Here is a 13,667-nt window from a genome sequence, read left to right as displayed (position 1 = left end):
TATAACTATAACGGGATACTTATTGGCGTGCGGGGTACGATGGGGGCATGGTCCGTACCCCTCTCACCCCCGAAGAGCGCGAGCGCGGCGAGCGGCTCGGCGCCCTGCTGCGCGAGGCCCGCGGCGCCCGCAGCATGGTCGAGGTCGCGGCCGGCGCCGGGCTCTCCGCCGAGACCCTCCGCAAGATCGAGACCGGCCGGGCGCCCACCCCGGCCTTCTTCACGGTCGCCGCCCTCGCCGAGGCCCTCGGGCTCTCGCTGGACGACGTCCTGCGGCGCTGCACGGTCGTACCGGCCTGAGGCCTCCGCGGGGTGAGCGCCCGGCCTGCCGTTCGGGCGGGCCCCGCGGCCGAACGGCCCAATAGGCGGTGGGAATCGGGCAGGCCGGGGCAAGCGTGAGGGTGTGTCAGCCACGAACGCAGCCAAACGACTCGGATTCGCAGCCGTCGGCGCCCTCCTCGCGGGAGGCCTGCTCCTCGCGGCGTGCGCACTGCCCGAGGACCGGCCGGGTCCCGCACGCGAAGCGGACGGCCGGGGCCGGCACGGAGCCGTGGAGCCCGGTGTACCGGGCGGCCCCTGAGGCACCGCTGCACTGCTGAACCGCTGCACCGCGCTCGTACGGGAGCGGCGGGTGGAACTCAGGTGGGCAGGCGCAGCAGGACCAGGGGCGGGGTGGTGGGCCGCAGGGATCCTCCGGCCGGTTCGAGCGTGAGGCCGACCGCGCCGGCGCCCGCCGTGTCGCCCTCCAGGAGGACCGTGCCGTCCCGGTCGATGAAGCCGGCCGGGCGCATGGTGCCCGACCGCTCCAGCCACAGCTGGTACGTACGCCCCGGCGCGGGAGCGGGCAGCCCGGCGGCGGCGAAGACGGCCCGGTTCTGCCGGGTGGAGGAGACGACGGTGGTCGCCGCCCCGTTGCGGGCGGGTGCGTGGAAGGCCCGTGCGTCGGGCGCGGCGAGGACCGCCCCGACGGTGTCGGTGTGCTGTTCGGCCTTCAGGGCGCGCTGCTCGTACTGCCGGCCCTCCTGGTGCTGCCAGGCGGCGAGTCCGCCGAACAGGGCGGCGGCGACGCTCGCGGCGACCGCGAACGGCAGGGCCCCGCGTCGCAGCGCGCCGCCGATCGCGACGGGCGTGGTGACGGTGGCCGTGCGCGGCGCGAGCTGGCGCACGCCGTCGACGGCCGCCATGGTCCGGTGCTTCATCTCGGCGGGCGGGGGCTGGGCCGCGGCGGCCGCCAGGCGAGCGGCGGTGGCCTCGAACTCCGCCGCCTCGTGCCGGCAGGCCTCGCAGGTGACGAGATGGGCGGTGAACGCCTCGCGCTCGGCCGGTTCGAGGGCGTCGAGGGCGTAGGCGCCGGCGAGGACGTGGAGGTCGTGGCGCTCCTGGTTCATGCGGTGACCCCCATGCAGTCGCGCAGCCGGATCAACCCATCGCGCATGCGTGTCTTGATCGTCGGCAGCGGCGTGTGCAGGGCTTCGGCCACCTCACGGTAGGTCAGGCCTTGGTAGTAGGCCAGTGTCACGGCGTGCCGCTGGAGTTCGGTCAGGAAGCTCATGCAACGGCGGACCTGCTCGCTCTCCAGCCGGGTTTCGACCTGCTCGGCGACGACGTCGAACGGTGTCCGGTGGTCGCGCGCGGCCTGGGCGTGGTCGCGGTCGGCCGCCGCCTGCGCGGAGCGGACCCGGTCGACGGCCCGCCGGTGGGCGATCGCCGCCGCCCAGGTGGTGACGCTGCCGGCCTCGGGCCGGTAGCGGGCGGCCTGCCGCCAGAGGTCGATCATCACCTCCTGGGCGACTTCCTCGGACTGGGCGCGGTTGCGCACGACCTTGATCACGATCCCGAACACCAGCGGCGAGAGGGCGTCGTAGAGCGCGGAGAACGCCTGCTTGTCGCCGTGGGCGACCCGTCCCATGGTCTCGGCCAGGTCGGCGCGGTCGGGGCGCCCGCCCGGGCGGGCGCGACCCGTCCGGCCGGTGTCGAACGGCAGCGGCCGGGTCACGCGACCTGCCCCGGCGACGACCCGGTACGGCGCCGTCCGGCCGCGGCCGGCCGGAGGCGGCTTGTCCCTCGCATGGCGGTCCTCCTGTGCGACGTGGCGGCCGGGCTGCCCGAGGGCGGCCCGGCCGCGGATCCTGGGGGGTGGATCCGCTGGTGCATTCGTAGCGGACGGGCGCGCGGATGGGGGCGTTTCCCGAAAGCCGGTCAACTGTCGGACCCTTCCCCGCGAGGCGGCGCCGGATCCCGTCAGGAGCCGAAGCCCCCATCACCCGAAGGAGTGAGGGACCCATCCGCCGACCGGCGGACGCCGAACCGAGGGTGTGAGCACGTTCCGCACCACCCTCGCCCGGCAAGCCCTCGCCGCCGCCCTGTCCGGCCTGTCGGCCGCGTTCACCGCGCTCGCCGTCGGCGAGCTGACGGCCGGTCTGCTCCGGCCGGCGGCCGCACCGGTGACCGTGGTCGGCCGTGCGGTCATCGACCGGACTCCGGCCCCCGTGAAGGACTTCGCGATCCGGACCTTCGGGGAGGACGACAAGCTCGTCCTGCAGCTCGGCATCCTCGCCCTGCTCGTCCCCTGCGCCGTCGCCCTGGGGCTGCTCGCGCTCCGCTCCCGCCCGCTCGGCGCGGCCGGCGTCCTCGTCTTCGGGCTCGTCGGGAGCGCTGCCGCGCTGAGCCGGCCGGACGCCACCGGCGCCGTGGACGTCCTGCCCTCGCTCCTCGGGGCCGTCGCCGGAGCCGGCGCGCTGTACGTCCTGGCGGGCCGGGCGGCTCCGCCCGGGACGGCGTCGCCGGGGCACGGGAACCCCGTGGACAGCTGGAGCCGGCGCCGCTTCCTCACCGCCGCCACCGCCGTCGTGGCGGCCGCCGGCGGGGCCGGTCTCGCGGGCCGCGGCCTGAGCGGCCGCCGCGGGCAGGGAGCCGTCGCCTCCCGCAAGGCCCTCGTCCTGCCGGCCCCTGCCTCGCCCGCCCCGCCCGTCCCCGAGGGGGCGCGGCTGAAGGCCGCCGGAATCAGCCCCTTCACCACGCCGAACCGCGACTTCTACCGGGTCGACACGGCCCTGTCCGTCCCGAAGGTCGACGCCGCCGCGTGGCGGCTGCGGATCCACGGCAAGGGTGTCACCGCGCCCCGCACCTACAGCCTCGCGGAGCTCCTCGTACGGCCCCTGATCGAGCGGGACATCACCCTGACCTGTGTCTCCAACGAGGTCGGCGGCCCGTACCTCGGCACCGCCCGCTGGCTGGGCGCCGACCTGGCGGACCTCTTGCGGGAGTGCGGCGTACGGCCGCCCTCCCAAGGCGGCGGGGCGGACCAGCTGGTCGCCCGGTCCGTGGACGGCATGACCCTCGGCTCCCCGGTCGAGGACGTCATGGACGGCCGCGACGCGATGCTCGCGGTCGGCATGAACGGCGAGCCCCTGCCGTTCGACCACGGCTTCCCGGTACGGATGCTCGTCCCCGGCCTCTACGGATACGTGTCGGCCTGCAAGTGGATCGCCGACATCGAACTCACCACCTTCGACGCCTACGACCCGTACTGGGTCCGGCGCGCATGGGCCCGCCGGGCCCCCGTCAAGACACAGGCCCGCATCGACACCCCGAGGCCCTTCGCGCGTCCCGCCGCCGGAACGGTCGTGGTCGCCGGCGTGGCCTGGGCCCAGCGCCGCGGGATCAACCGCGTCGAGGTCCGCGTCGACGAAGGCCCCTGGCAGGACGCCGACCTCGCCGCGCAGCACAGCGTCGACACCTGGCGGCAGTGGTCGTACCCGTGGCGGGCCGTACCCGGAGGACACACCCTCACCGTCCGCGCCACCGACGGCACCGGAGAGGTCCAGACCGAGGAGCGGGCCCGGACCGTCCCCGACGGGGCGAGCGGGCGGCACAGCGTCTTCGTCACCGTCCCCTGATCCGCCGCCGCTCCGGCCCTGGGCGCCGGCCGCGGCGGGAGCGCAGTCCGACCCCCGACCGCAGAACCGGGTGCGCACCGAACACGCGCCGAACGCGCGCCCGAGTGTGCACCAAATGCGCACCAAATATGCACCGAGTACGCACTGAGAACCACCGACCCAAGGAGCAATCGATCATGAACAGCATGCGCATCCGCCGTACCGCGATCGCCGTGGCCGCCGTCGCCGTCCTGCCCTTCTCGCTGGCAGCCTGCTCGGACTCCGGCGCCGGCGCCGATGCCGGGGCCGGGGCGGACGCCGGGGCCGCTCCCGCCGGAGCCGCCGGCGACCCGGCCGATGTCGGTGCCCCGGTGCCGGTGGACGGTGCGGGGACGGGCGACCAGCCCTTCGGCCCGGCGTGTGCGGGCGTACCCAAGCAGGGTGCCGGCTCCTTCGACGGCATGGCCAAGGACCCCGTCGCCACCGCGGCCTCCAACAATCCGGCCCTGTCCACACTGGTCACCGCCGTCAAGAAGGCCGGCCTGGTCGACACCCTGAACAACGCCAAGGACATCACGGTCTTCGCGCCGACGAACGACGCCTTCGCGAAGATCCCGAAGGCGGAGCTCGACAAGGTCCTCGCCGACAAGCAGACGCTGACCAAGATCCTCACCTACCACGTGGTCGGCCAGAAGCTGACGCCGAGGCAGCTGGAGAGCGGCACCTTCGAGACGCTCCAGAAGGGAGAGGTGACCACCGGCGGCGCCGGGGAGGAGTACAAGGTCAACGGCACCTCGCGTGTGGTCTGCGGCGACGTGAAGACCGCCAACGCGACCGTCTACATCGTCGACACCGTGCTGATGCCCAAGTAGCCGCGGGCCCCGGCGCCCGCGCACCACGCCGCTGGTCCGGCACCCCGTTGCTCCCGGGGTGCCGGGCCACCGGCCGTGCGGCGCGGGGGAGTGCGCGGAAGGCCGGCCGACGCCGCCGCGTGCCCGCCCGCCCGCTAGGGTCGGCGCATGGGTCTCGAAGAGCTCGGCAGGGCGCGGTACGTCAGTCTCACCACCTTCCGCAAGGACGGCACACCCGTGGCGACGCCGGTGTGGGCGGTGGCCGACGGGGGTGAGCTTTACGTGTGGACGCGCAGCGATTCGTGGAAGGTCAAGCGGATCCGCAACGACGGGCGGGTCACCGTCACCGCGTGCGACGTGCGCGGACGCGTCGCGGAAGGGGCGCCCGTGTGGGAGGGCGAGGCCCGGCTGCTCGACGAGGCGGGGCTGCGGCGGGTGCGGAAGCTGCTGTCGCGCAAGTACACCTGGCAGTTCTGGACGCTGGACGTGCCCGCCACCCTGGCGCGGCGGGGGAAGCGGCCGCACACGGCGATCGCCGTCAAGCTTTGAGATTCCCGTAGCCCGCACGTAACACGGGTGGGGTCCAATGCGGTCATGGAGACCGCGACTTCACTGGCGATCAGTCAACTCTCCGGATACTTGCGGGGGTTGACGCAGAGGCTGGACCCTGGGGCGGGCTGGTACGGGGAGTTCCTGCGCCGGGATCCACAGGGCGTGCGGGCCTGTCTCGACGGAGCGGCGATGCCTCCGTGGGACGTGGTGGAATCGCTGCTGCGGGACCTGGCGGAGGCGCGGGGCACGGAGTTCGCGGCGCGGGAGACCGTATACGCGGCCAGGCTGCGAGCGGCGGCCGTCGCCGCGTGGGACCGGCTGCCGGGCGGCGAGGACGAGCTGCGGACCCTGCTCACGGCGGCGGCCGCGCAGCGGGCCGAGTCGGAGGAGGCCCTGCGGAGCCTGACGGCCCGGCTCGGCGGGGCCGTCGGCGCGGCGGAGACGGACGCCCTGACCCGGGAACTCTCGTGGACCCAGGACGACGTGGCCCGCGCCGCGGCCCGCCACGAGGACCTGGCGGCCCGCCTGCAGGCCCTGCGCGCCGCCCCCACCGACCCCTGGCCGGCCCCGCCGAAGCCCGAGGACGCCCTCCCCGGCGTCCCCCGCCAGCGCCCGGCACCCCCACCCACCCGCCCCGACCGGACCGAAACGCTGCTCGCCCGGGCGGAGGCCCCGGCGCGGTGGCCGGACGCACCGGCCACCTGGACCGAGGCGCCCGCCGACCGGGCGCAGCCCCCCACCGACTGGGCCGCTACCGAGGACGCCCGCCCCGATGCTCCCGCCCGCTGGCCTGATGCTCCCGTCGGCCAGTCCGAGACGCTGCTCGGGCGGTCGGCGGCTCCTGGGGGTGGGGCCGATGCGCCGGCTGCCTGGACCGAGGCTCCCGTCAGCGGGGCCGAGGCGCCGCCCGGTCGGGCGCAGGCTTCAGCCGGGTGGGTTGATGCGCAGGCCGGCCGGCCTGATGCTTCCACCCGGTGGCCTGAGGTGCCCGTCGGCCGGGCTGAGGCGCCGATCGGGTGGTCGGAGGCTCCCGCCGGGTGGGTTGATGGGCAGGCCGGCCGGCCTGATGCTCTCGCCGGGCGGCCTGAGACTTCCGGCGGGCGGGCCGAGGCTCCCGTCGGGCGGGCCGAAGGGCGGTGGATGCGGGGTGGGCGGCGGGCCGGGGGTGCTCGGTATGCCGGTGCGGCGTCGCCCGAGACCCCCGCCTTCATGCCGCCGCCGGGTCACCCGGCCGACGGCGGCGCGCCCGGCAGCGGCCAACCCGCCCCACGTGGCGCCAGGTTCGGCCGCGCGCACGATCCGGCCCCCCGGGGCGCCCGGACGGAGCCCGCGCCCGGCCCCGAGGGCGCGGCGCACGGGGCGGCTTCGGCCGGGGCCACCCGGGCCGTCGCCGCCGAACTGCTCGCACTGCGCGCACAGGGCCGCACCGGTGAGGCGCACGCGCTGCTGTGCGAGGCCGCCGCCTGGCCCGCCGACCGGCTGCCCGGGCTGGCCGCCGAACTGGCCCGCGCCGGGCTCGCGGCCGACTGGGCCACCCTGCTGTGGGAGGCGGCCTCGCTCCCGCCCGAGCAGCTCGCGGCGGCCGCCGCCGCCCTCGGCGACGCCGGCCGGGAGGCCGACTGCGACGCCCTGCTGCGCCAGGGCGTGGCCCGTCCCACCGCCGAGGTCGCGGACGCGGCGCTCGCCCTCGGCGCCTCCGGCCGGATCCGCGAGGCCGACGCCCTGCTCGGCGCCTTCGTCCGGGTCCGCACCGCCGAAGAGGCGGCCGGCCTGGCGCGGCACGACCCGCAGTGGTTCGCCCCGCGCCTGCTCCACGCGGCCCGCGCCCTGCCCGGGACCCGGCACCGCGACCTGGTGCACGCCCTGCGGGTGGCGGGCATCGGAGCGGCTTAGGCGTGTCTTTCGGACTTGCCGGCCGAGCCCGCGTTGTTGTCCGGTGCCGTGCATCCCAGCGTGGAGGAGCCCGCCCGTACTCGACGGACTCGGGCGCCCCGACAACGCGGCGAGGCGCGGTGCCCGGCAGCGCGGGCCCGGCACGATCCGGAAGGTCCGGCCGGATCGATCGCACGGCGGACGCCGCCCCCGCCCCGGCCGGACCGACAAGACACCCCCTAACCCGCCCGTCTCCTGACCGCATTCGACCGCGGGGCGACGTAACGTGATCGACTACTCCAACCGCGCACGGCGGTCTTGCCCCACGCTGTGACGAGGCCTACGTTCTACTCCCTACGCACTCCGTCTACGTGCGTAGAACTCGGCGTTCCCGTCGCGAGGAGCAGCTCATGGCCCAAGTCGTCCGCGCCGCGCTGGTCCAGGCCACCTGGACCGGAGACACCGAATCGATGATCGCCAAACACGAGGAGCACGCCCGCCGGGCCGCCTCCCAGGGCGCGAAGATCATCGGCTTCCAGGAGGTGTTCAACGCCCCCTACTTCTGCCAGGTCCAGGAGCCCGAGCACTACCGCTGGGCCGAGGCCGTCCCCGACGGCCCGACCGTCCGCCGGATGCAGGACCTCGCCCGCGAAACCGGAATGGTGATCGTCGTACCGGTCTTCGAGCTGGAGAGCGCCGGCTTCTACTACAACACCGCCGCCGTCATCGACGCCGACGGCACCTACCTGGGCAAGTACCGCAAGCACCACATCCCCCAGGTCAAGGGCTTCTGGGAGAAGTACTACTTCCGCCCGGGCAACCTCGGCTGGCCCGTCTTCGACACCGCCGTCGGGAAGGTGGGCGTCTACATCTGCTACGACCGCCACTTCCCCGAGGGCTGGCGCCAACTGGGCCTGGCCGGAGCCCAGCTGGTCTTCAACCCGTCCGCCACCCACCGCGGCCTCTCCGCCTACCTCTGGCAGCTGGAACAGCCCGCCGCGGCCGTCGCCAACGAGTACTTCATCGCCGCCATCAACCGCATCGGCCAGGAGGAGTACGGCGACAACGACTTCTACGGCACCAGCTACTTCGTCGACCCGCGCGGCCGGTTCGTCGGCGACGTCGCCAGCGACAAGGAGGAGGAACTCCTCGTCCGCGACCTCGACTTCGACATGATCAAGGAGGTCCGCGACCAGTGGGCCTTCTACCGCGACCGCCGCCCCGACGCCTACGGAGGGCTCGTACAGCCGTGACCAACCCGACCCCGCTCCACAGCCGCCACCGCACCGTGCTGCCCGACTGGCTCGCGCTCTACTACAAGCACCCCATCGAGCTGACCCACGGCGAGGGCCGCCACGTCTGGGACGCCGACGGCAACCGCTACCTCGACTTCTTCGGCGGCATCCTCACCACGATGACCGCCCACGCCCTGCCCGAGGTCACCAAAGCCGTCTCCGAGCAGGCCGGGCGGATCATCCACTCCTCCACCCTGTACCTCAACCGGCCGATGATCGAGCTGGCCGAGCGGGTCGCCGCCCTGTCCGGCATCCCCGACGCGCGGGTCTTCTTCACCACCTCCGGCACCGAGGCCAACGACACCGCCCTGCTGCTCGCGACGACGTACCGCCGCTCCAACCAGATCCTGGCGATGCGCAACAGCTACCACGGCCGGTCCTTCTCCACCGTCTCGATCACCGGCAACCGCGGCTGGTCCCCGACCAGCCTCTCGCCGCTCCAGACGTACTACGTGCACGGCGCGGTCCGCACCCGCGGCCCCTTCGCGCAGCTGGACGACGCCGCCTTCACCGCCGCCGCCGTCGAGGACCTGGAAGACGTCCTCGGGCAGGCCCGCGGGGGAGTGGCCGCGCTCATCGCCGAACCCATCCAGGGCGTCGGCGGGTTCACCTCCCCGCCCGACGGCCTGTACGGGGCCTTCCGCGAGGTCCTGCGCCGCCACGGCATCCTGTGGATCAGCGACGAGGTGCAGACCGGCTGGGGCCGCACCGGCGACCACTTCTGGGGCTGGCAGGCGCACGCCCAGAACGGCCCGCCGGACATCCTCACCTTCGCCAAGGGGATCGGCAACGGCATGTCCATCGGCGGTGTCGTGGCCCGTGCCGAGGTGATGAACTGCCTGGACTCCAACTCCATCTCCACCTTCGGCGGTTCCCCGGTCACCATGGCGGCCGGCGTCGCCAACCTCGCGTACCTGCTGGAGCACGACCTCCAAGGCAACGCCCGCCGCGTCGGCGGCCTGCTGCTGGAGCGGCTGCGCGGCATCGCCGCCACCGTGCCCGCCGTACGGGAGATCCGCGGCCGGGGCCTGATGGCGGGCATCGAACTGACGAAGCCGGGCACCGACGAGGCCGACCCGGACACGGCCGCCGCCGTCCTGGAGGCCGCCCGCGAAGGCGGCCTGCTGCTCGGCAAGGGCGGCGGCCACAACACCAGCGTGCTGCGCATCGCGCCGCCGCTCTCCCTCACCGTCGCCGAGGCGGAAGAGGGCGCCGAGATCCTCGAACAGGCACTTCGCCGAGTGACCGGCATCGAGTAGGGGGACGCACATGAGCATCCGCACCCTGATCCGCGGCGGCCTCCTGGTCACCGCATCCGACGAAGTGCACGCGGACGTCCTCATCGAGGACGGCCGCGTGGCGGCCCTGGCCGCACACGGCTCGGGCGCCGCCGCGGCCTGGACGGCCGACCGTACGATCGACGCGACCGGGAAGTACGTCATCCCGGGCGGGGTGGACGCACACACCCACATGGAGCTCCCCTTCGGCGGCACCTCCGCCTCGGACACCTTCGAGACCGGAACCCGGGCCGCCGCCTGGGGCGGCACCACCACCATCGTCGACTTCGCCGTGCAGAGCGTGGGCCACTCCCTGCGCGAGGGCCTCGACACCTGGTACGCCAAGGCCGACGGCAACTGCGCCGTCGACTACGCCTTCCACATGATCCTCTCGGACGTCAACGAGGGCACCCTCAAGGAGATGGACCTCCTCGTCGGGGAAGGCGTCACCTCCTTCAAGCTGTTCATGGCCTACCCCGGCGTCTTCTACAGCGACGACGGACAGATCCTGCGCGCCATGCAGCGCGGGGCCTCGAACGGCGGGCTGATCATGATGCACGCCGAGAACGGCATCGCGATCGACGTCCTCGTCGAACAGGCCCTGGCACGCGGGGAGACCGACCCCCGCCACCACGGCGAGGTCCGCAAGGTGCTGCTGGAGGCGGAGGCCACCCACCGGGCGATCCAGCTCGCGCGGGTCGCGGGCGCCCCGCTCTACGTCGTGCACGTCTCGGCGGAGGAGGCCGTGGCCGAGCTGGCCGCCGCGCGCGACAAGGGCCTGCCCGTCTTCGGCGAGACCTGCCCGCAGTACCTCTTCCTGTCCACCGACAACCTCGCGGAGCCGGACTTCCAGGGCGCCAAGTACGTCTGCTCCACCCCGCTGCGCCCCCGCGAGCACCAGGCGGCCCTGTGGCGCGGCCTGCGGACCAACGACCTGCAAGTGGTCTCCACCGACCACTGCCCGTTCTGCTTCCGGGGCCAGAAGGAGCTCGGCCGCGGGGACTTCTCGAAGATCCCCAACGGGCTGCCGGGCGTGGAGAACCGGATGGATCTCCTCCACCAGGCCGTCCTGGACGGGCACATCAGCCGCCGCCGGTGGATCGAGATCGCCTGTGCCACCCCGGCCCGGATGTTCGGCCTATACCCCCAGAAGGGCACCATCGCGCCGGGCTCCGACGCCGACATCGTCCTCTACGATCCGCACGCCGAGCAGGTCATCTCCGCCGAGACGCACCACATGAACGTGGACTACTCGGCGTACGAGGGCAAGCGGATCACCGGACGCGTCGACACCGTGCTCTCGCGCGGCGAACTCGTCATCGACCAGCGCGAATTCACCGGCCGGGCCGGCCACGGGGTCTTCGTCCCCCGCTCCACCTGCCAGTACCTGTAAGCGTCAAGGAGCCGCCTCATGGACTTCGGCCTCGTCCTGCAAACCGACCCGCCCGCCTCGCAGGTGATCAGCCTCATGCGCCGCGCCGAGCGCAACGGCTTCCGCTACGGCTGGACCTTCGACTCCGCCGTGCTGTGGCAGGAGCCGTTCGTCATCTACAGCCAGATCCTGGAGCACACCCGCAAGCTCCACGTCGGCCCCATGGTCACCAACCCGGGCACCCGCACGTGGGAGGTCACCGCCTCCACCTTCGCCACCCTCAACGACATGTACGGCAACCGCACCGTGTGCGGGATCGGGCGCGGGGACTCGGCGATGCGGGTCGCCGGGCGCAAGCCCAACACCCTGGCCCGTCTCGGCGAGGCCATCGACGTCATCCGGGACCTCGCGGAGGGGCGCGAGGCGCTGGTCGACGGCAACCCGATCCGCCTGCCGTGGGTCCGCGACGGCCGGCTCCCGGTGTGGATGGCGGCGTACGGCCCGAAGGCCCTGGCCCTCGCCGGGCAGAAGGCGGACGGGTTCATCCTCCAGCTCGCCGACCTCTACCTCACCGAGTGGATGGTCAAGGCGGTCCGCGAGGCGGCCGCCGAGGCCGGCCGCGACCCGGCGGAGATCACCATCTGTGTGGCGGCCCCCGCGTACGTGGGCGACGACCTCGCGCACGCCCGTGACCAGTGCCGCTGGTTCGGCGGGATGGTCGGCAACCACGTCGCCGACCTCGTGACCCGCTACGGCGAGCACTCCTCGATGGTCCCGGACGAGCTCACCGAGTACATCAAGGCCCGCCAGGGCTACGACTACAGCCACCACGGCCGCGCCGGGAACCCGTCCACGGACTTCGTCCCCGACGAGATCGTCGACCGCTTCTGCCTGCTGGGCCCGCCCGAGGCCCACATCGAGAAGCTGCGGGCCCTGCGCGACCTCGGCGTCGACCAGTTCGCCGTGTACGACATGCACGACGCGCGGGAGGCCACGATCGACGCGTACGGCCAGCACGTCATCCCGTTGTTCAGCTGACGCCCGCGGGCAGCGCAGGGCCGACTAACGAGTCGGCCCTCGCAGCTTCGACTGCTGGAGAGGCTCTTGCGGACACGTTGAGTCGACTTCTACCCAGGCCGTCACAGGGACACCCGGTGTCACCTTGAGGCCAGATGAACACCGCAATCCTCTGTGCCACGGCTATCCGGCGACAGGAATTCGAGGACCTCGCCTACCCCGCCGGGGTGATGTGGCAGCAGCGGAGAACCTCGCATGTCAGTGCGACCCTCTACGCTGGAAATCAACGCGCACGCCGTGGGGCGGCAGAACGGTCAGAGGACGGCAGCGGCAGCGAACGACAGCAGAGCACATAACTGGCAGAGCATCCGGGAATGGGACGGAAGCCAGCATCGTGCCTTCGAAGAACTGTGCTTCCAGCTCCGAAAGCCGGCGATCCCCGGCTGGGAGACGATCAAGACCGCCACTCCGGACGGCGGCGTCGAATGGTACGACCAGGCCCCCGACGGCAGTGCCGCGCACGGATACCAGGTCAAGTTCGTCGACAACATCGACGAGCTGACGGACGCGTTGTTGTGCGCGGACGGGCCGATGAGGACGCCGGTGGACCTGACGCTGCTGGCCGAGCACTGCTGCGGGCACGGAGCGCTTTACGCGGCGCTGAACGACGGCCGCATCGACGTGGTCCGGCTGCGGCGAGCCCTCGCCGCGTTGCCGCAGCCGCGGGCGGCGGACAGCCGGCTGGTTCTGGCCGTGGACGTGAGTAACTGGCTGCGGCCGGACGCCGAGTGCAGCCCGGAGGGGTTGTTCTGTCACACGTTTGGCTGTGGCCGGGACCAGCACCTGATGATTCCCGGCTGGCCGTACTCGTTCGTCGCCGCCCTCGAATCCGGGCGGACATCGTGGTGTCAGCTGCTGGACGCGGTCCGCCTCAGCCCCGAGGACGACGTCGCCGAGGTCACCTCCGTCCAAGTCCGCCGCGTCGTCGAGGACCTCGTCCGCGGCGGCCGGTGGAAGGCTGGGGACCGGAGCATCCTGGTCATCTTCGATGCCAGCTCGTCGTCCAAGAACCAGTCCCGCAGACGACCTCGCCGACGTTGTCCTACGAAGCGATCGAGTCGCGTATCCCAATTAGCGGTCGAGTCGTCGCGAGGCTCCGGGCGGCCAAGTTCTTTGAGCCATCCAACGGCGACAAGCTCACAGCCATACCCAGAACCCCCGGGTCCGCCGATCTTACGAATGACCGGCTCAGACCCACGCTTGGAAGGTAGGACAAGCTTGGAAGCCCAGTGCCCGCGCAGACTGCACTGCGCGGGCACTGGGCTTCCTTGCTACGGCTCGACGGTTAGTCAGGAGCTTCTGCGAGCCTTGATGTAGGCGATGGTCTGCCGTGCGGCCGCTACCGTGATGGCGATGAAGACCGCCTTCAGCAGCAGCGGAACGAGGGTGAATTCCTCGATGTCGTCCAGCGTAAGCACTGCTGCTATCGCCCAGATTCCGAGGATCTCGGTGGGCGGTTTGATTCTGGTGGTCATGTCAGCCGTTCCGATGTGT

Annotated in this window: 13 protein-coding genes and 1 pseudogene; 11 read left to right on the top strand and 3 right to left on the bottom strand. The window is 72.9% G+C overall.

What is annotated here, in order from left to right; genetic code table 11:
• Nucleotides 1-47 precede the first annotated feature (47 nt).
• Together OG534_RS06490 and OG534_RS06485 are read left to right on the top strand one after the other, a co-directional pair.
• Complete coding sequence (locus OG534_RS06490; RefSeq protein ID WP_326587113.1) at nt 48-299, top strand: helix-turn-helix domain-containing protein; 252 nt, start codon at nt 48-50, stop codon at nt 297-299.
• 103 nt (nt 300-402) lie between these two features.
• Nucleotides 403-579, top strand: a complete 177-nt coding sequence (locus tag OG534_RS06485) for a hypothetical protein (protein ID WP_326587112.1) — start codon at nt 403-405, stop codon at nt 577-579.
• Between the two features lie 58 nt (nt 580-637).
• Here the strand turns inward: OG534_RS06485 and OG534_RS06480 are convergent, their stop codons facing one another.
• Both OG534_RS06480 and sigK read right to left on the bottom strand, forming a co-directional pair.
• Complete coding sequence (locus tag OG534_RS06480) at nt 638-1,387, bottom strand: anti-sigma factor (RefSeq protein WP_326587111.1); 750 nt, start codon at nt 1,385-1,387, stop codon at nt 638-640.
• Nucleotides 1,384-1,995, bottom strand: a complete 612-nt coding sequence (gene sigK / locus OG534_RS06475) for an ECF RNA polymerase sigma factor SigK (protein ID WP_326587110.1) — start codon at nt 1,993-1,995, stop codon at nt 1,384-1,386. Before sigK ends, OG534_RS06480 begins: the two co-directional genes overlap by 4 nt.
• Before the next feature lie 319 nt (nt 1,996-2,314).
• On the opposite strand from sigK, the gene OG534_RS06470 reads away from it, so the two are divergent.
• The 9 genes and pseudogenes from OG534_RS06470 to OG534_RS06430 all read left to right on the top strand — a co-directional run.
• Complete coding sequence (locus OG534_RS06470) at nt 2,315-3,898, top strand: molybdopterin-dependent oxidoreductase (RefSeq protein WP_326587109.1); 1,584 nt, start codon at nt 2,315-2,317, stop codon at nt 3,896-3,898.
• A gap of 176 nt (nt 3,899-4,074) precedes the next feature.
• Entirely contained in the window at nt 4,075-4,749 is a 675-nt protein-coding gene (locus OG534_RS06465) for a fasciclin domain-containing protein (protein WP_326587108.1), read from the top strand.
• A 147-nt stretch (nt 4,750-4,896) separates the two neighbouring features.
• Nucleotides 4,897-5,277, top strand: coding sequence for a PPOX class F420-dependent oxidoreductase (locus OG534_RS06460; RefSeq protein ID WP_326587107.1), 381 nt, complete (start codon nt 4,897-4,899; stop codon nt 5,275-5,277).
• A 99-nt stretch (nt 5,278-5,376) separates the two neighbouring features.
• Nucleotides 5,377-7,173, top strand: a complete 1,797-nt coding sequence (locus tag OG534_RS06455; protein ID WP_326587106.1) for a hypothetical protein — start codon at nt 5,377-5,379, stop codon at nt 7,171-7,173.
• A gap of 389 nt (nt 7,174-7,562) precedes the next feature.
• Nucleotides 7,563-8,405: a nitrilase-related carbon-nitrogen hydrolase gene (locus OG534_RS06450; RefSeq protein ID WP_326587105.1), complete on the top strand. Its 843-nt coding sequence runs from the start codon at nt 7,563-7,565 to the stop codon at nt 8,403-8,405.
• The gene (locus OG534_RS06445) at nt 8,402-9,706 is read left to right on the top strand and encodes an aspartate aminotransferase family protein (RefSeq protein WP_326587104.1); all 1,305 of its coding nucleotides are present in this window, start codon (nt 8,402-8,404) and stop codon (nt 9,704-9,706) included. The genes OG534_RS06450 and OG534_RS06445 overlap by 4 nt, the downstream gene beginning before the upstream one ends.
• A gap of 10 nt (nt 9,707-9,716) precedes the next feature.
• Complete coding sequence (gene hydA / locus OG534_RS06440) at nt 9,717-11,117, top strand: dihydropyrimidinase (RefSeq protein ID WP_326587103.1); 1,401 nt, start codon at nt 9,717-9,719, stop codon at nt 11,115-11,117.
• A gap of 18 nt (nt 11,118-11,135) precedes the next feature.
• Complete coding sequence (locus tag OG534_RS06435) at nt 11,136-12,134, top strand: TIGR03842 family LLM class F420-dependent oxidoreductase (RefSeq protein ID WP_326587102.1); 999 nt, start codon at nt 11,136-11,138, stop codon at nt 12,132-12,134.
• Nucleotides 12,135-12,662: 528 nt separating this feature from the next.
• Nucleotides 12,663-13,166, top strand: a pseudogene (locus tag OG534_RS06430) (transposase); the annotation flags it as partial.
• A gap of 296 nt (nt 13,167-13,462) precedes the next feature.
• On the opposite strand, the gene OG534_RS06425 reads toward OG534_RS06430, so the two are convergent.
• Nucleotides 13,463-13,648 (bottom strand): hypothetical protein, encoded by a 186-nt coding sequence (locus tag OG534_RS06425; RefSeq protein WP_326587101.1) that lies wholly within the window; start codon nt 13,646-13,648, stop codon nt 13,463-13,465.
• Nucleotides 13,649-13,667: the final 19 nt, after the last annotated feature.

Origin of the sequence: Streptomyces sp. NBC_01294, assembly GCF_035917235.1 — a bacterium.
GTDB lineage: Bacteria > Actinomycetota > Actinomycetes > Streptomycetales > Streptomycetaceae > Streptomyces > Streptomyces caledonius.
The sequence above is the reverse complement of the archived record's forward strand: the minus strand, read 5'-3'. Positions and strand labels throughout refer to the sequence as shown.